The sequence below is a fragment of the Variovorax sp. SRS16 genome, assembly GCF_901827165.1.
GTDB lineage: Bacteria > Pseudomonadota > Gammaproteobacteria > Burkholderiales > Burkholderiaceae_C > Variovorax.
Genome location: NZ_LR594668.1, coordinates 137,649 through 154,186, shown reverse-complemented (window position 1 = coordinate 154,186; position 16,538 = coordinate 137,649). Strand labels below are relative to the sequence as shown.

The following is a 16,538-nucleotide window of genomic DNA, read 5'->3' as shown; positions in this document are numbered from 1 at the left end:
GATGTAGCAGATCATACATCTTACATATGAATCTATGCCAATTCAGCCCGCCCCGGCATCAGCGCTGATCCCCACGCCCGAGCGGCGGCCTGCGCTCGATCCGGCACGCCTTCACCAAATGGCCGAGGACGCGGCGCGCGCGCTGATGCGCGAGGGCGAATCGGCCAACACGCGCGCCTCCTACGGCTCGGCGATGCGCTACTGGGCCGCCTGGTATGCCGCGCGCTACGGCCAGCCGCTGCACCTGCCCGTGCCGGTGCCGGTCGTCATCCAATTCATCGTCGACCATGCCGCGCGCAAGGCCGACGTCGATGGCGAAGCGGGCCTGTCAACGGGATTGAAAATCGCCTTGATCAGCGAGTTGCCCCCTGACGTCGACCAGGCGCTGGTGGCCAACGGTTACAAGACGCGCCTGGGCGCGCCCGCGCTCAACACGCTCGTGCACCGCATGGCCGTGCTGTCCAAGGCGCATCAGCTGGCCAAGGAAGCCAATCCTTGCGCGGATCCGCTGGTGCGCGAGCTGCTCGGCAAGACGCGCCGTGCCTACGCACAGCGCGGAGCGCGCCCGGCCAAGCAACGCGCGCTCACCAAGGATCCTCTGCAGGCGCTCCTGGCCACCTGCGACGAGACCTTGCGCGGCAAGCGCGATCGCGCGCTGCTGCTGTTCGCCTGGGCCACCGGCGGGCGCAGGCGCTCCGAGGTCGCGTCAGCGACGCTGGAGAACCTTCGGCGCATCGAGGCGCGCTCCGCCTCAGTCTCCTATCTGTACACCCTCACCCACTCCAAGACCAACCAGGCGGGTGTCGAGCGTCCCGAGGACGTGAAGCCTCTCGTGGGCAGCGCGGCGCTGGCCATGCAGGCTTGGCTCACCGAGTTGAAGGAACGGGGGATCAAGGAAGGCGCGCTCTTTCGCCGCATCCGCAAAGGCGGCCACCTCGGCGAGCCATTGGCACCCGCGGCCGTGCGCGACATCGTGAAAAAGCGCTGCGCACTGGCCGGTGTGGAGGGGAAATTCTCGGCGCACTCGCTGCGCGCGGGCTTCGTGACCGAAGCGGGCAAGCAGAACATGTCATTGCCCGAGACCATGGCCATGACCGGACACCACAGCGTCGCGACGGTCATGGGCTACTTCCGCGCCGAGAGCTCGCTCAACAGCAAGGCCAGCCGGATGCTCGACGAGGAGTGAAGGCGACATTGACGCCTTCGAGAACTTTCCTGTCCTCGCGCATACCATGGCGCACACTGTGGTGAAGCAGGCGTGTACATGATGGTAATATACAATTCATGATTGACCTGAGCGGCGTGACGGGCTTCAACTGGGATGAGGGCAACGCCCGCAAGAACGAAAAGCATGGTGTTTCCATGGCCGAAGCCGAGCAAGTCTTCTTCAACGCGCCCTTGCTGCTTTTGGAAGATACCGTCCACAGCCATCGGGAACCCCGGCTCCACGCCTTGGGCAAAACCGATGACGGACGCCCATTGCACATCACGTTCACTTTGCGCCAATCGAGCCTGTTGATCCGCGTCATTTCAGCCAGGGACATGCACCGAAAGGAGCGAGCCATCTATGAACAAGCAGACTAAAGCGATCCCGACGTTCACCACCGAAGCGCAAGAACGTGCGTACTGGGAAAAGCATGACTCCACGGACTACCTTGACTGGTCGAAGGCCAAGAAGGCTACGCTGCCCAACTTGAAACCCACGACCAAGACGATTTCGCTGCGCTTGCCTCAGCACCTGCTGGACTCGATCAAGGTGGCGGCGAATGCCCGCGATGTGCCTTACCAGTCGCTGATCAAGGTCTGGCTGCAGGAAAAACTGCACACTCACTGACCCGACGAGTCCTGCGGGAGCGGCCTCTCCCATCATCCGAGCCCGACCATCAGATGGGCAAATGCTTGAGCTGGGATTTCGACGGTCCTGTCATCGCGCGCATCGCGCCGCAATTTACCGGCCACCGCCCGAAGGCACTTTCGCGCTGAGACGCCGCTGCGCATCGATGTGCCTGCGTTGCCGAAAACAGGAGATTCATCAAATATGGCTCCAGTTGATGCTATATTTGATGCAAATTAGGAGAAACGCATGCGCACCACCGTGACGTTGGACGACGAGCTGCTCAGCCAGGCACGAACATTCACTGGCATCCAGGAAAACTCCGCGCTCATCCAGCAAGCGCTCAGGAGCTTGGTGCAGCGGGAGGCGGCTCGACGGCTGGCGCGATTGGGGGGAAGTGCGCCGCACCTTGAAGCGCCCCCGCGCCGGCGAGGAGAGGTCGCCGATGATCCTCGTTGACACCTCAGTGTGGATCGATCATCTCGCTCGAAGCGATTCGCAACTGCAGTCGCTGCTCGAGGAAGGTGAAATTCTCATGCACCCCTACATCGTCGCCGAGATCGCACTGGGCAGCCTGCCACAGAGAGATGAGACTGTCGGCGCGTTGCAGGCGCTGCCGGAGATACCGTTGGCACAGCACGTCGAGGTGATGGCGTTTCTCGACAACGAAAAACTCTTCGGCATCGGCATCGGCTATGTCGATCTCCACCTTCTTGCGGCGACCCGTCTCGCCGCCGGGACCAGACTTTGGACGCGCGATCGGCGCCTTCTGCAGGCCGCCCTGCGTCTCGATCTGGCAGCCTTTGCTTCCCGTTGAGCGTCGCGTCGCTTGCTGTTCCCGAGGTGGTTGATCGATGTCAAAGGCTTACAGGTTACGCAGGACGTGCTCGCGCGCATCGCATGCCAGCTGCGCGGACGTATAGAAATCCATCAGCTGGCTGTTGAGCAAGGCCGCCAGGAGGGCATCTGGATAGTGCCGCTTGAGGTAGCAGGACACGTCGACCAGCAACCAGCAAGGGCCGTCCGAGCGCGAAATTACACTGCTGCGCGAGGCAGGAAGCCATCCGAATGGATGAGCACAATGCAACGTCCAGAGACTGTATTCGCAGGCAGAGGACTATTGACCGAGTGATGAAACAACGCGGTCAGGGGCTTCGTAGCACTGGCGCTTGCACCCTCTCCTTCTGAACGGCAGCCGCGGCACCGCTTCGCCGGGCGCCATGGAGTACCCGACTTGACGTGGCGGCAACAATGTAATAACATTGTTGTCACTGGAGAAGCTATGCAAGTCACCATTCGGACCATCGGCAACAGCAAGGGCGTCGTACTGCCCAAACCCCTTCTGGCACAAGCCGGCCTCGGCGATGACCAGATCGCGCAAATGACAGTCGAGGACGGTGCCATCGTCCTGCGCAAGGCGGCCCTACCGGTGCGCACAGGCTGGGCCGAGGCCGCACAGGCCTTGGCCGCGAAGGGCGGCGACGAACTAGTAATGGGCGAGTTTGGGAACGAGGTAGACGCGGAGCTGGCTTGGTGAAGCGCGGCGATATCTGGCTGGTGAATCTTGACCCCACAGTAGGCAGCGAAATCAAGAAGTCGCGCCCCTGCGTGGTGGTGTCGCCTTCTGAGTTGAACGACCATCTGCGCACGGTCATCGTTGCACCGATGACCTCGAAGGGCTTTGCGGCTCCGTTCCGGGTCGCGGTGACGCATGGCGGCACCAAGGGCTTGATTCTGTTGGATCAGGTGCGGACGGTAGACAAGGTGCGCTTGGCCAAGAAATTGGGTGCGGTATCCTCGAAGACGCTGACGGCGACCTTGAGTACGCTGCAGGAAGTTTTCGCTGAGTAAGGGACTGGACTTGCCCCTGTTGCGCGGACGGGTTGGGACTTGATTCTCAAGTCGAATTGACGTCTCCCCCTTATCCGGTCAGTTCAAAACTGGAGTTGGGCGGTTTTCGGCTTGTTGATCTGACCTCTTTTTGACGAACTCACTGGGGGTCAGGTGGCCCAGTGATCCGTGCGGGCGGTGATGGTTGTAGTCATGCTGCCAAGCCTTCAACTTCTCACGCGCATCCTGCATCGTAATGAACTCGTTGACGTTCAGGAATTCGTCGCGCAAGCGACCGTTGAACGATTCGATCAGCCCGTTGTCCGTAGGCTTGCCGGGGCGCGTGTAATCGAGCTTCACTCCGCGTCGCCAGGCCCATTCATCGAGCGCTTTCGAGGTGAACTCTGTGCCGTTATCCACCGTGATTGCCTTGGGCCAGCCACGCTCGACGGCAGCCTGGTCGAGGGCCTTCCCAACGCATCGACCCGTGAGCCGGAAGTTGGCCTCTAGAGACACACTCTCGCGACTCCACTGATCGATCACCGTGAGCACGCGGAACGCTCGTCCATCGAGCATCTGATCATGGACGAAGTCCATGCTCCAATGCTGGTTGGGACCCGTCGCCGGCACGGGGCGACCGCGCTGTAGGCTGATGCGCTTGCGGCGTTTGACCTTCATGCGAAGCTGCAGCCCTTCCAGTCGGTACAGACGATAGACCCGCTTCTTGCCGACCGCCCAACCTTCGCGCTTGAGCATTACCAGCACCCGCAAATAGCCGAAGCGTGGACGGTCCATGGCGATCTCCCTGATGCGCAGGCGCAGCGCGCTTTGATCGCGCGCCTCGCTCTTTTGATACCAAACCGACGGGCGGAGCAACGCAAGCCGGCACGACCGCCGCACATTCACCTTGAAGCGCTCCTGCATCCAGGCTGCCAGCTCGCGCCGCTTGGCAGCCTTCAGAGCTTTTTTCGGACGACCTCCTGCAGGATCTGCTTGTCCAGGGTCAGGTCGGCCACGATGCGCTTCAAGCGTGCGTTCTCGTCTTCGAGCATCTTCAGGCGCTTGAGCTCGGTCACGCCCAGGTCGCCAAACTTCTTCTTCCATGTGTAGTAGGTCGCCTCGGACACACCGATCTGGCGGCACACATCGACCACCGGCGTGCCCGAATCGGCCAGCCGCAACACATAGGCGATCTGCTCTTCGCTGAATCTCGATCTCTTCATCGCTTCTCCTTCCTGCCCTCGCGGGCCGGCCGAACAAGCCACCTTACCTCCAGTTTTGAAAAGTCCGGAATTCGGGGGAGACGTCAATTCCATCAGGGCCGAAGCGCGCTTGCGTCCGAAGGCCGGATGTATGTTTGCAACCTTTCCCTGTTGCCGGAAACGTAAGAGAGCCTTGCAAACTGGAGGCGTCCATGTATGGAGGCGTCCATGTATGTCCACCGGCGGTGTGGCGCATGCCACGCAGACGCCGACGGTGGTCAAGTCGTGTTCGAAGCGAGGCGGCTGCTTGGACTTGCGTTGTAGTTCCTTTTTAAACGTTGCCGGCGAGATCTGTCCGAGTGCGCTGTGACGCCGGCGCGGGTTGGGCGCCTTGGTCGCTGTGGTGGATCACGCTGTCGGGCCTGCGCTGTTGCAGCGCCATGTTCAGCGCCGCAAGCACGAGATCGGCGGTCATATGCTCGCCGATGGCCCAGCCCACGATACGCCGGCTCCAGACATCCAGCACGACGGCCAGGAAGATGACGCCCGCCCAGGTAGGCACGTAAGTCATGTCGGCGACCCACAGCTCGTTGGGGCCGCCGGCGATGAACTCGCGCTTGACCAGATCGAGTGCTGGGTCTTGGCCCACCTGGCGTGTCGGTTCACCTCGATGCTGGAGGAGTCGACCACGATGTTGTCGACACCCTGCTCGATCAGCCAGCGGTGCAGCCACCAGCCGTCGCGACCGGCTTCGTAGCACGAGTGCACCTGGGCCTGCGGCTCGAGCTTGCAACGCTCCCGGGCCTTGACGATGCAGTGCGCAACTGCGGCCGTGTCGCCGGCGTCCACGTTGTATCGGCTCGGGCCGCGGCCGCCACCGCTCGCCGTCAACGTCCACTTCTTGTCGCCGAGCTCGAAGCTCATGTACAGGTCGCCCGCGATCGCCGTGTCCTTGATTTGTGGGACTGCTTGGGTTGTCGACATTTCCGGCTCCTTTGCGTAGAGGTTGAGAGATCCCGTTTTAGCTAACCGGGTCTCGCTCGGGTAGTCCCACATAGCATCTTTCGCCGGCCCGAGCGCTCGCAGGCCTTTCTCTCGAGCTTCGGTCCCATCCGCCAGCACTTCGCGCTCAAGCACCATCTGTTGCGCGCATCGCTCTACCGCAAGCAACTGGCCGCGCGCTTCGACGCCTGGCGCCTTTGCACCGACGTCGCCCAAAATCCGTGCGCCGCCTTCTGAGAGATCCACCTCCAGCCCTTTTTCAACCCGCCATCGCTAACGTGACAAAGCCCCAACGAATAGTGCATTCGCTTGATCACCTTGCCCAGAGCGTCGATCCTCGCTGGAGCTTCGCTTTTCTTCTCGCCGCAGGTTACCGTGCGGCATTGCCGCGACAGCACCGACCTGGCTGCCTCGGGCGCTATTGGCCCATGGATGACAACTTGGTCAAAGCGCCCTTCGCCTGACGACAGGGAATGAGACCCGATTTTCTTTTGGCTCAGCGCCGATCCTGCGCTTCGCCTCGGCGCGTGAGGATGCGCGATGGCCATGGGGCATGACCAGGACATCGCTTGTGGCCAAGCTCAAGAGCCGCTGCGCGAAACTGCCGGATAGAAAGTGGACAAGCGTCGAATGCTTGATCTTGCAGACAAAAACCAAGTCAGCCCCAATGCCCTCCTGTTGGATGGCGGTTTGGCGCGCAGGATCTCCGTGCCCAACGACGGACGTCACCCGGTTCTTACGCGTATCGAACGGCTCCGTAAGCCGGGACAGCCAACTCTGCGCGTGCTGCCGAAACTCTTCAGTTTCGGTCAGCGTAGTCTGGGAATGAAAGAGCTCGAGCTCCGATTCGACGAAGGCACAGGCGTATCTCACCAGTTCCTTCGATTCTGTGCTGAAGTCGACGGCAACAAGCGCGTGGCCGTACGGTCGGGATGCCTCTCTTTTGACCACGAGCACCGGGCATCGGCAACGACGCATCAGTTGGTCGACTATTGTCCCTTGCCAGAACGTCTTGAGGTTGCGCCGGCTTCGCTGGTCGATGACAAGCAGGTCGGCACAAGTTCCCTCTTCCACGACGTGATCCACGGTTCCACCAGTACGGGATACGGCGTCAACGATGATGCCATGGCGTCGAGCCAGCTGTCGTGCGCGCTGCGCGAGGCGCTCGAAAGGGTCCGGAAGATTCAGATTCGGCACCTCGACGAAGTACATGATTCGAAGCTGGGCGCGGCGCTCGACGGCAACAAGCGCAGCACGTTCCAGGGCTTGCTCTCCTTGCGTCGAGAAGTCCGTGATGGCAAGTATTGAATTCATGATCATGGTCATTCCTGGACGAGCAAAAACCTACCTCTCGCACTGCACGGAGCGACTGGTTGACGAGAATGAAACGCCCCGATTCAGGTTGTGTGATCGACGCTGACTTTGGGCTGGAACGGAAACGCAGCGACTTTCACCGCGCATTCATCGCCATGCGTGTGCGCGCCGGTGAGCGATGGAGCCCACCTTCAAACTTATCGCGCGGGGTTTAGGCCCGGCGATTGATGGATTGCGCTGAGAAGGGAGAAGCGAATCGCCGGGCAGAGGAATGTGCGGCCAGCTGACGAAACCTCGCCGCACCTGCCGCCATTCGGGCCAACACAATCGTCCCTGTCAGGAGAGGCAAGACAGCTGCAAATGTGCCGAGGGAGACATCTAGGAAAGTCATGAGGGCATCTTACGAAACCGGAGCGCCATCGGCAACCAAGCCCACACACTCCCTGCCAGATAGAGATTCACGATGGCTCAGTTGGGCGAGGGCTCGGGCCGACCTGCTCTGAGGAAACCGCGCCGACGGTCAAGCGCGTGATCTCGTGCGCGAACGAGCGGGGCTGGCTGGTGGTTGTCGCGGCCTGGTCACTTGTCTTAAGCCAGCCAGCGCCGGATTCACGAGCTTTGGGTCGGCGCCGACTGCATAGACTGCATAGGCCGGGTACAGAAATTCAGGCGTATCCGGCACCCTTCGCAAACGACCAGTTTCAAGGTGAGTTCGCACGACATCGAGGCGAAAGTATCCAGTACCTCCGGCTTCCAGAAGGTACTCCCGCCCAAGCGGCCCCAACCCCGCCCTGACGGCAGCATTGGACAGGCCCGGATACGCGAGCCAATGCTGAGTGGCGAAGTCTGATCCCCAGTCGACGTAGACGTAGTCCAATGGGCTGGGAATCCGCGGGCGTTTCGAAGTGGTGACCATGACGAGCTTTTCCTCGATCAACAGTTCGACGCGAAGGCCGGGACGTTGCTGCGGCGCGTAGACGATGGCGATGTCCAAGACACCGGAGGCGGTCTTGTCGAGCAGTTCGGCAGGGACTCCAACTTCCGTGCGGATGGCCAAATGTCCTGCCGCTGACCGCATCCACAGGAGCCACTGCAGCAAGAGCGGATCCCAGAGGCTGACATCGCAGCCCACAGAGAGCACGGCGCGTCGTCCGGTTGGCACCGCAACCTGGTGGCGTGCCCGCTCCCAAACCTGTATCAAGCTCGTCGCGTGCGGCAGGAATTGCTCGCCTGCCGGCGTCAGCGCGGCGCCAGCTTTGTTTCTGACGAAGAGGACGCGGCCTAGCAACTCCTCCAAGGTGCGCACCCGGGCGCTTACCGAGGTAGGGGTCACATGCAACTGCTCGGCGGCGCGCAGAAAGCTGCGCGTGTGCACGATTTCAAGAAAAGTCTGAGCCAGGATGAGGTCCATGCGCTCTCCTATCATTAAATGCGAAAGTATTGCATTTATCTGGCAATAAATGTCGTTTTACTTTGATTGACGACAGGATCAGGATTGACTCAAGAGATCCTCAAAACGCCCGCACATCGAGAGCAGCGCCCAAACTTCGGGCAATCGCCGGTCGGCTGGCTTGTTGACGAAAAACCATCGATATATGAAACCCCAGGCAGAGAGGCCTATGTTGACCACCTTGCTCACGCGTCTTTCAGGGCCACCACCGTCCGTTCGAGCACTGCCTCATGGCCGCTCGAGGCGTACGCTCGCTGTCAAGTCAGCTCGGGAAAATCCGGCAGTCGACGATGGCATGCGCGTGTTGGTTGATCGGCACTGGCCTCGGGGCTTGGCCCGAGAAGGTTTGATTACCGATCTGTGGCTCAAGGAGGTCGCACCCAGCACGCGCCTGCAAAGCTGGTACGGGAGCGATCCGAGCAGGTGGCCAGCCTTCTCGCTGCGGTACAGAGCCGAGATTCAATTGCATGAAGACCTGTTGGATCTGCTGGTGGAGCTTCGAACGCGCGGACAGCTCACGCTGCTCTGCGATGCGAGCGACATCCTGCACAGTCATTGTGTCGTGCTGCGCGACACCATCATCGAAAGGCGCTTCTCGCGCCGCATACGCAAAGGAGCGCAACCATGAAAGCCAGCGACATCATGACCACGCCTGTCATTTCGGTCAGGCCGGACGCGAGTCTGCACGAGATCGTCGAGGTACTCCTGGTGCATCGCATCAGCGGTGTGCCGGTCGTCGAAGATGGGAAGGTGGTAGGTCTCATCGGTGACGGGGATCTTCTCCATCGATACGAGATCGGCACTGACCACTGGACCGACTATCGAACTTGGTGGCAGCGCTTGACGCGACTGGATCCGGCGCCGGGTGCCTACGTCAAGGCACATGGGGGACACGCCAGAGACATCATGAATCGGGACGTAGTCTCAGTTTCCGACGATACCCCCGTGGCCCAGATCGCCGTCATCTTCGAAGCGCGTCACATTCGCAGGATACCGGTGATGAGAAATGGACAGATGGCCGGATTGGTGACCCGCGCCGACCTCGTACGCGCACTTTCGAAGAGCTCGGCCCTCGCTGCAGATTCCGCGACGTCACGCGTCGATGACGAATCGATCCGCAAGCAGCTACTGACAGAGCTGAACGCGCAGCCATGGTGGTCCGATACATGGTCGAACGTGTTCGTGCAGGAAGGCGTCGTGAGCTACGTTGGCGTCGTGCAGCGAACATCCGATCGCGAGGCGGCGCGCATCGCCGCCGAGAACATCCCGGGTGTACGAAGCGTCGAGGATAGGCGCATGACATACGGGGATTGGCAGCCGATGTTTTGAAGCCCTAGCAGGCCGCTGAAGTACCAGTCGCGCGGCAGTCATCCGGCGTCCTGAAGTGGGCGGTTGCACGATTTCGGGGTTTCAGGCTCGCTGCCGTCACCGTTATCGCGCTTCGCGGGCCCGTTCTCGGCTCCCGTTTCCCCTCTACGAGGCCACCGGACGGACTTCTGCCAAGGTCCGCATGCGCACGAGGTTGTAGGCGGCCATCGTCAGCACGAACAACTGGTCGACCTTCTTGATGCCGCGCACCATCACCTGCCGGATGGGGCCGACGAACTTGGCCCAGCCGAAGCCCTGCTCGATGAGCTTTCGCTTGCGCTGCGAGATCGCATAGCCCTCGCTCCGGGCGATCTCGTCGGTCACCGCCGAACGACGCCCCGCTTTGTTCTGCGCGACGTGCGGCGTGACCTTCATGCAATGCAGCGCCTCGATGAACTCGGCCGCGTCATAGCCCTTGTCGGCGCCGAGCGTGACCTCGGTATCCGCACTCGCGGTGGCTTGGCGCGCGTCCCTGATCATGACCTTGGCCGCTTCCCGTTCGGCGAAGCCGTCGGCCTGCGTGACCATCGCGTTGACGACCAGGCCGTGACGGTTGTCGGTGAGCGTGTGACCCATGTAGCGCAGCTCGCTGGCCGTCTTGCCCTTGCGGTACAGCTTCGAATCGGGATCCGTCTTCGACTCGTGCGTTTCGTTGCTACGTCGCTGCCCCTTGAAGTCCCCGCCACTGCCGCCACCGTCGTCACCGTCCTTGCGAACGAAGCTCTTGTGCCCGGCCCAGGCCTGAATCAACGTGCCGTCGACGCTGAAGTGCTCACCCGACAACCAATCCTTGTTCTCGGCCGTCTCCAGCACTTCGTTGAAGAAGGCGACCACTGCGTCGTGCTTGATCAGGCGCTGGCGATTCTTGCTGAACACCGTCGGCACCCAAACCGCGTCGTCCATCGCCAGGCCGATGAACCAGCGAAACAACATGTTGTATTGCGTCTGCTCCATGAGCTGGCGCTCCGAGCGGATGCTGAACAGGATCTGCAGCAACATCGCGCGCAGCAGCTTCTCCGGCGCGATGCTCGGGCGGCCGCCCTTGACGTCGGCCTCGTACATCCGAGAGAACAACTCGTCCATCTTGGCCAGCGCCTCGTTGACCATCACCCGGATGCGGCGCAGCGGATGGTCGGCAGGAACGAAGTCGTCCAGCCGTCTCATGGTGAACAAGCCTTCGGTGAATGTGTCAGGTCCGCGCATCGGAGCAGGTTTCGTGGGTCTGCAAAGACAACGCCTCAGGCCCAATTTCGGGGGACCATCCGGTGAGGTATTTCAGCAGCCTGCTAGGTCGACTTTTGCAGATTGATGAATATTGAAGAGAGGCGCTGTGTTTCAAAGTATCCTCATACCGGTCGACAGTACCGATTTTTCCGACAAGGCGATGAACGAAGCCATCGATCTGGCCGCCGAGCATCATGCGAAGCTGGTGGCGCTCAAGGTCGTACCACGGTACGCGATGAACTACTTCGACGGCATGGCGGCGTTCTCGCCGGCCGAAATTGCCAGTGCCGAGGCTCGCTCTGTGGGCGCTGCACAGCAGACCCTGCAGGTATTTGTGGAACTCGCCGAGGCGAACGGAGTACGCCTGACGACAGCAATAGCGATCTCGGATTGCGTTGCCGACGCGATCGTCGGAGCCGCGGTCAAGCATGGCAGCGACCTGATTGTCATGGCTTCTCATCGTCGTTCGGGATTCGCACGCTTGGCGATCGGCAGCAAGACGGACCAGGTATTGGCTCATTCGAAGGTGCCAGTGCTGGTTATCCGTTAGGGATGGTCTGCAAAATCGGCGCGCGATGTGCATGATCTGGCCCCATGATTGCCAAACGCGTAACTCCCCCGAATCAGCTCGGCCTGGGCCTGAACCTTTCGACCAAGAAGACGCGCAAGCGCGAGTTTCTCGATGGGATGGATCGGGTGGTGCCCTGGGGCGCGCTGGTGCAGATCGTTGAGCCGTACAGCCCGCGGGCCAAGACGGGTCGCCCGCCATTTGCGATCGAGACGATGCTGCGCATTCACTACCTTCATGTATGGACCCGACGCCTTTTGCAAGCTCTCGTTGATGATGAGAAACAGTCTGCACACATGTATTCGGCTTGCTTGGTGGGCGACCGATACACGCCCGCAGCCTTGATGAGATCCGCGCACCCCGTCCTTATCAGCAGTGCGGCTTGAGACGTGCTCAGCCGGCAAGTAGTACAGGATCACGGGGCGCTGGTTCAACCAATTTCGTCATCGCGCTCGAGAGGCATCGCAAACCAGTGCTGGGGTTCTTCTCCTCCATCCAGATGGGAAACTTGGATTCGGTTCTGCCAGCAGTTGGCAGATCAGGCTGCGGTAGCTTCGGCGTATCGTGCATCGCCGCTCAGCAGTGCCTGCACGAGCCGAGCATTCTTGTTGGCCAGCGCCACGGCCGCTCGGTTGTACCCGCGTCGCAAGATCAACTCTTGCAGCCAGCGGCTTCGCGCATCATTCTTGCTGGCCACGTAAATCAAGACTGCGCGTGCCCCCTGGATCAGCAAAGTGCGCAGGTAGGTGTTGCCACGTTTGCTGATGCCTCTGAGGCACGACTTCCCGCCTGATGAATACTGCTTGGGCACAAGGCCGAGCCAGGCCGCGAGATGCCTGCCGTTTTTGAACTCCTTGGCCTCGCCAACGGCTGCCACAATGGCAGTGGCCGTGATCGGTCCGATGCCCGGCACGGCCGAGATCTTCTTGCACAGGGCTGATTGCTTCATGAACGATTTGATGTAGGTCTCAGCAAGAGCAATCCGCGTTTCGAGTGCGTGGAATTCCTGGAAGAGCTCCATCATGAGCGTCTGACAGAAGCGGGTAAGTTCGCCTTCACCTTCCTTGAGGATGTCAGGCATGGCACGTCTGAAGGCTGTGGGTGACTTTGCGATCGTGATCCCACGCTCGCCAAGCAGGCCTCTGACCTGGTTGATGAGAGCCGTGCGCTGATGCACCAGCGATTCGCGAACGCGATGCACCGCCTGAATATCTTGCTGTTCGACCGACTTCACCGTGACGAAGCGCATAGCTGGCCGAGAAGCGGCCTCGACGATCGCCTCCGCATCATTGCGATCATTCTTATTCGTCTTGACGAAGGGCTTGACGTACTGCGGACTGATGAGGCGTACCTCGACGCCCAACTCCTGGAAACGTCGAGCCCAGTGATGCGCCGAGCTGCACGCCTCCATGGCAATGACACGAGGTCGAAGCTCTTGCACAGCGTCAATGAAAGCAGATCGCCCAACCTTGGCGCGATGCAAAACATGGCCACGGCGGTCAGCGCCGTGCAGTTGAAAGACGCGCTTGGCCAGGTCGATGCCGAGAATTTCGATTTCCATGACGAACCTCCAGCAACAGCGGTTGACGAGATGCCCAGTTTCCCCGAAGGGTGGCGTCGGGTCCATCTCATTAGCAGTGGTTCGGGCTGAGCGACCCCGCAATGGAGGAGGCGCTGCACGACGTGCCGCTGTACCGGGAGTTTGCGGGTTCTGTCGCGATAAGCCGGTCAGCCACAATCCAGTCCATGGTGCCGCTGCACGTCCAACTTGCGAACTCAACCCTGCGAGGGGTCATCAGGCGTTTGCATTTCCCGCTGGAGATCATGCTCGTGTGCGTTCGCTGGTACGCGGCCTATCCTTTGAGCCTGCGCAACCTGGAAGAGATGATGGCCGAGCGCGGGGTGCTGGTCGACCACGCCACCGTCCACCGCTGGTCACGGAAGATGCTGCCCGTGTTGGCCAAGGTGTTTCGTCGGCCGTAGAAGAAAGTAAATCTGATACCGGCAACGCACGCCGCTTGCCTATGACGGCCACCCCGGCAGTCACAGATTTACCGTCACAAGAAAGAAAGCAAATCTGATACTTCGCAACCGCGCAAACAAAATTTGATACTTCGCAAATCCAAGCGCGCAAGGGCTACGTAAGGCGTTGAATCATGAGGGGTTTCGCGCCACGCTTCTCGACGCCGCTGGACGCGCCACGTCCGCGTGGTTCGCCGATGCTAGAAGGCTTCAGTCCCAAGCTTGGCAGGCGGGTCCGCCTGTTCAATCGGTCGACATTTCGTCAGTGGGTTCGCCTGGAAGTCGATCCGGCGGTTCTGTCACTTTGCGAACGCCCTGTTCGCTCGAGTCCTGCGCCCGGGTCTCGCGTCGTCGATTTCTGGGTTCAGCGTGACGCCGGCGAACAGTTGCTGCTCGTCGATGACGAGCAGGATGAACTCGCTCCCACTGCGAGCGACATCCCCGTGCAACGCGTTGCGGCAGCGGACCTCGCCGCCGCGGCGACATTGATCGACAATTGGCAGCGCATGCTGCCAACGATCGTTTCGACACGAGCCTGGCACTCAGGCGCATTGGCGGATTCTGTACAAGAGTGCGTGCGCGAACCGATGGCCCTCTCCCGCCTGGAGCGCGCGTTCGCGATGGGCGATCCGCCCGTTGTGCGCGGTGCGGTCTTTGAGCTACTGCGCAAGGGCCGCCTGATCGCACCGTCGCTGCACAGCCAGCCATTGACGCCCGACACGATCTTCGGGCCCGCCTCATGAATCGCCGAACTGCTCGCGAACTCGATCCGTCCTCTTGGCCGGCGTTCGACGCTTCCGCGCTACGCAATCCTCAGCGGACGAACTATTTCGCTCGACGTCAAGCCATCGAGCTGTACGTCACAAACACCTCGTTGACGGCGATCGAAGCCAGCACCGGCGTCAAGCGCGGGCATCTGTATCGCCTTCTTGATCACTGCCTCGCGCCCCACGAGGACGGTCGCGTCTTCGGATGGCGCGCACTCGTGCCGTACGCGCGCGTCGCGCCGTATCAACGCATCGCCAAAGTTCGGCTGCGCCCCAATGGGTCCGGCGCCGCAGGCGCGTTCGACGAGTTGATGCAGCGCCATCCGGCGATCGCGGAATGGCTCGCTCGGCAAGTCCGCGCCAAACGCGTCACTATCGAGCAGACATCCACCACGGACGGGCTCCGGCTGCGGCTTCGCGGCTTGAAGCATCTCCACATCGACTTCCTGCGCCAGTGCAGCGACGCCGGACTCACCGCAGCGGACTACCCGTTTAGTGCACAGCGCATGGGGATTCGATCCCTTTCCAAGGTGGTACGCGCCGAGTGCCTGCGCAATTTCGCCCGCGGCGCACGGCTTGCAGGTGCCACCCATCTCAAGGGCATGCCCAGTGACGTGTCGGCTCCTGTCGCGCGGCAAGCATTCGATGTCGTCGAGTTCGACGGTCACCGCCTCGATGTGCGATTGAAAGTGGTCGTGCGCGACCCTTTGGGCTTTGAGCAGCAGTTCGAGATCGAGCGCTTGTGGTTGCTGGTCATCATCGACGTCTACAGTCGCGCCGTGCTGGGCTATCACGTGAGCCTGAGTCGCGAGTACTCGCGATACGACGTGATCCGTACCGTCGAGGCCGCCCTTGAGCCGCATTGTCCGCGTTCCTTCACCCTGCCCGGTGTCGGCTATGGCGCGCTCGGCGGATTTCCCTCAGGGAAGATGCCTGAGCTTGGCTACGTTACCTGGCAATGGATCAAGCTCGACAACGCGAAGGCGAACCTCTCCGAGGACGTGCGCCACGCGTTGACCGAGTTCATCGGCTGCTTCATCGACGCCGGACCTGCGCACACGCTGGACGATCGCCCCTACATCGAGCGCTTCTTTGGCTCGATCGCCTCGAGCCTGTCCTCCCGCTTGCCAGGCTACACAGGATCGAACGCGCGGGACGTGCGTCGCGCGCTGGCGCATCCGGGCGGTGACTTGCGGCTGTTCGTCTCGCTGACGGAGATCGAGGAACTGTTGGAGGCCGCCATGGCAACCTACAACGCCAGTCCTCACGACGGCCTGAATGGACGCACGCCGCTCGAAGCCATGGAGCACTCTGTGCGTCGCCATGGTGCCATGCTCAGCTGGTTGCCCGAGGCCAAGCGACGCACGCTCTGCCTGATGCAAACGCCCCGACGGGTGACTGTACGCGGCTACCTTCACCAGGGGCAGCGCCCGCACGTGAATTTCTTCGGGGTGCGCTACACCAACGCCATGCTGGCAAGCACCGCCGCGCTCCTCGGTCAGGAACTGCGCGTCTACTATCACAGCCAGGATCTGCGCGCGGTGCGCGCCTTCGGTGCGGATGGGGCGGAGATCGGCGTGCTCAAGGCCCAGGGCGCCTGGGGTGAGATCGCACACGACCTGAAACTGCGCCAGGAGATCTTGCGACTGCGTGGGCGCAAACGCCTGGCCAGCGCGTTCAGCCAGGAGTTCCTACAGGAATACGTCCAGCACAAACTGGTCAAGGCCAAGCGTACGCGTCGCGCGGCCAGCGACTTCACACAGACGCTGCGCACGCTCGCGGCGGGGCCGACCAGCATTTCAGAACTGCCGCCCCAGGCGCTCCACTCCGCAACGCCAAGCATGGATGCGCCCTCCCCGCGTCAGCGCATCGAGCCCGAGCGCCTGCGCATCGGTAGCGGCATCGTGGGTTCGATCTGACCGGTCGTTCTCGCGATCAAGATGACTGGAGAACCATC

18 protein-coding genes and 6 pseudogenes are annotated in these 16,538 nt (G+C 61.4%); 16 read left to right on the top strand and 8 right to left on the bottom strand.

What is annotated here, in order from left to right; genetic code table 11:
• Positions 1 to 34 precede the first annotated feature (34 nt).
• The 5 genes from E5P2_RS32935 to E5P2_RS32915 all read left to right on the top strand — a co-directional run bounded on the left by E5P2_RS32935 (position 35) and on the right by E5P2_RS32915 (position 2,651).
• The gene (locus E5P2_RS32935) at positions 35 to 1,186 is read left to right on the top strand and encodes a site-specific integrase (protein ID WP_162571282.1); all 1,152 of its coding nucleotides are present in this window, start codon (positions 35 to 37) and stop codon (positions 1,184 to 1,186) included.
• 98 nt (positions 1,187 to 1,284) lie between these two features.
• Positions 1,285 to 1,584, top strand: coding sequence for a BrnT family toxin (locus E5P2_RS32930; protein WP_162571281.1), 300 nt, complete (start codon positions 1,285 to 1,287; stop codon positions 1,582 to 1,584).
• Positions 1,568 to 1,834, top strand: coding sequence for a BrnA antitoxin family protein (locus tag E5P2_RS32925; protein WP_162571280.1), 267 nt, complete (start codon positions 1,568 to 1,570; stop codon positions 1,832 to 1,834). Before E5P2_RS32930 ends, E5P2_RS32925 begins: the two co-directional genes overlap by 17 nt.
• A 249-nt stretch (positions 1,835 to 2,083) precedes the next feature.
• Positions 2,084 to 2,293 carry a type II toxin-antitoxin system VapB family antitoxin gene (locus E5P2_RS32920; protein ID WP_162571279.1) on the top strand — a complete coding sequence of 70 codons (210 nt, stop codon included), beginning with the start codon at positions 2,084 to 2,086 and terminating at the stop codon, positions 2,291 to 2,293.
• Positions 2,280 to 2,651 (top strand): type II toxin-antitoxin system VapC family toxin, encoded by a 372-nt coding sequence (locus E5P2_RS32915; RefSeq protein WP_162571278.1) that lies wholly within the window; start codon positions 2,280 to 2,282, stop codon positions 2,649 to 2,651. Before E5P2_RS32920 ends, E5P2_RS32915 begins: the two co-directional genes overlap by 14 nt.
• A gap of 48 nt (positions 2,652 to 2,699) precedes the next feature.
• On the opposite strand, the gene E5P2_RS32910 is transcribed toward E5P2_RS32915, so the two are convergent.
• Entirely contained in the window at positions 2,700 to 2,843 is a 144-nt protein-coding gene (locus E5P2_RS32910) for a hypothetical protein (RefSeq protein ID WP_162571277.1), read from the bottom strand.
• 273 nt (positions 2,844 to 3,116) lie between these two features.
• Here E5P2_RS32910 and E5P2_RS32905 point away from each other — a divergent pair, with 273 nt between their 5' ends.
• Together E5P2_RS32905 and E5P2_RS32900 are read left to right on the top strand one after the other, a co-directional pair.
• Complete coding sequence (locus E5P2_RS32905; protein WP_162571276.1) at positions 3,117 to 3,371, top strand: AbrB/MazE/SpoVT family DNA-binding domain-containing protein; 255 nt, start codon at positions 3,117 to 3,119, stop codon at positions 3,369 to 3,371.
• On the top strand, positions 3,365 to 3,685 hold the full coding sequence (locus E5P2_RS32900; protein WP_162571275.1) for a type II toxin-antitoxin system PemK/MazF family toxin: 321 nt from the start codon (positions 3,365 to 3,367) through the stop codon (positions 3,683 to 3,685). The genes E5P2_RS32905 and E5P2_RS32900 overlap by 7 nt, the downstream gene beginning before the upstream one ends.
• Before the next feature lie 78 nt (positions 3,686 to 3,763).
• Here E5P2_RS32900 and E5P2_RS32895 read toward each other — a convergent pair.
• The 3 genes and pseudogenes from E5P2_RS32895 to E5P2_RS32885 all read right to left on the bottom strand — a co-directional run.
• A protein-coding gene (locus E5P2_RS32895; RefSeq protein ID WP_443083571.1) for an IS3 family transposase occupies positions 3,764 to 4,887 on the bottom strand; the annotation gives its coding sequence in 2 pieces (ribosomal slippage) (positions 3,764 to 4,632 and positions 4,632 to 4,887; 1,125 coding nt in all).
• Between the two features lie 361 nt (positions 4,888 to 5,248).
• Positions 5,249 to 5,503 (bottom strand): annotated as a pseudogene (locus E5P2_RS32890) (DDE-type integrase/transposase/recombinase); the annotation flags it as partial.
• Positions 5,503 to 5,850: pseudogene (locus E5P2_RS32885) on the bottom strand (IS110 family transposase); the annotation flags it as partial. The pseudogenes E5P2_RS32890 and E5P2_RS32885, both read right to left, overlap by 1 nt.
• Before the next feature lie 78 nt (positions 5,851 to 5,928).
• Between E5P2_RS32885 and E5P2_RS32880 the strand changes: the two are divergent.
• Positions 5,929 to 6,105 (top strand): annotated as a pseudogene (locus E5P2_RS32880) (IS6 family transposase); the annotation flags it as partial.
• 207 nt (positions 6,106 to 6,312) lie between these two features.
• On the opposite strand, the gene E5P2_RS38440 reads toward E5P2_RS32880, so the two are convergent.
• Together E5P2_RS38440 and E5P2_RS32870 are read right to left on the bottom strand one after the other, a co-directional pair.
• Positions 6,313 to 7,182, bottom strand: a complete 870-nt coding sequence (locus tag E5P2_RS38440) for a universal stress protein (protein WP_443083579.1) — start codon at positions 7,180 to 7,182, stop codon at positions 6,313 to 6,315.
• 520 nt (positions 7,183 to 7,702) lie between these two features.
• Positions 7,703 to 8,593: a LysR family transcriptional regulator gene (locus E5P2_RS32870; RefSeq protein WP_162571272.1), complete on the bottom strand. Its 891-nt coding sequence runs from the start codon at positions 8,591 to 8,593 to the stop codon at positions 7,703 to 7,705.
• Between the two features lie 184 nt (positions 8,594 to 8,777).
• Between E5P2_RS32870 and E5P2_RS32865 the strand changes: the two genes are divergently transcribed.
• Together E5P2_RS32865 and E5P2_RS32860 are read left to right on the top strand one after the other, a co-directional pair.
• A complete protein-coding gene (locus E5P2_RS32865; protein ID WP_332107575.1) occupies positions 8,778 to 9,260 on the top strand; it encodes a DUF488 domain-containing protein in 483 nt (160 codons plus the stop codon).
• Positions 9,257 to 9,961 (top strand): CBS domain-containing protein, encoded by a 705-nt coding sequence (locus tag E5P2_RS32860; RefSeq protein ID WP_162571270.1) that lies wholly within the window; start codon positions 9,257 to 9,259, stop codon positions 9,959 to 9,961. The genes E5P2_RS32865 and E5P2_RS32860 overlap by 4 nt, the downstream gene beginning before the upstream one ends.
• A 144-nt stretch (positions 9,962 to 10,105) precedes the next feature.
• Here E5P2_RS32860 and E5P2_RS32855 read toward each other — a convergent pair whose 3' ends face one another.
• Positions 10,106 to 11,203, bottom strand: a complete 1,098-nt coding sequence (locus E5P2_RS32855) for an IS5 family transposase (RefSeq protein WP_162571269.1) — start codon at positions 11,201 to 11,203, stop codon at positions 10,106 to 10,108.
• A gap of 127 nt (positions 11,204 to 11,330) precedes the next feature.
• Between E5P2_RS32855 and E5P2_RS32850 the strand changes: the two genes are divergently transcribed.
• Positions 11,331 to 11,774, top strand: coding sequence for a universal stress protein (locus E5P2_RS32850; RefSeq protein WP_162571268.1), 444 nt, complete (start codon positions 11,331 to 11,333; stop codon positions 11,772 to 11,774).
• A 44-nt stretch (positions 11,775 to 11,818) separates the two neighbouring features.
• Positions 11,819 to 12,037, top strand: a pseudogene (locus E5P2_RS32845) (hypothetical protein); the annotation flags it as partial.
• Between the two features lie 293 nt (positions 12,038 to 12,330).
• Here E5P2_RS32845 and E5P2_RS32840 read toward each other — a convergent pair.
• Positions 12,331 to 13,353, bottom strand: coding sequence for an IS110 family transposase (locus tag E5P2_RS32840; RefSeq protein WP_162571267.1), 1,023 nt, complete (start codon positions 13,351 to 13,353; stop codon positions 12,331 to 12,333).
• Positions 13,354 to 13,407: 54 nt separating this feature from the next.
• Between E5P2_RS32840 and E5P2_RS32835 the strand changes: the two are divergent.
• From E5P2_RS32835 to E5P2_RS32820, 4 genes and pseudogenes are all read left to right on the top strand, one after another.
• A pseudogene (locus E5P2_RS32835) lies at positions 13,408 to 13,520 on the top strand (transposase); the annotation flags it as partial.
• Positions 13,521 to 13,538: 18 nt separating this feature from the next.
• Positions 13,539 to 13,769: pseudogene (locus tag E5P2_RS32830) on the top strand (IS6 family transposase); the annotation flags it as partial.
• Positions 13,770 to 13,948: 179 nt separating this feature from the next.
• Positions 13,949 to 14,557 (top strand): hypothetical protein, encoded by a 609-nt coding sequence (locus E5P2_RS32825; RefSeq protein ID WP_162571266.1) that lies wholly within the window; start codon positions 13,949 to 13,951, stop codon positions 14,555 to 14,557.
• A complete protein-coding gene (locus tag E5P2_RS32820; RefSeq protein ID WP_162571265.1) occupies positions 14,554 to 16,500 on the top strand; it encodes an integrase in 1,947 nt (648 codons plus the stop codon). The genes E5P2_RS32825 and E5P2_RS32820 overlap by 4 nt, the downstream gene beginning before the upstream one ends.
• The last annotated feature ends 38 nt before the right edge of the window (positions 16,501 to 16,538 follow it).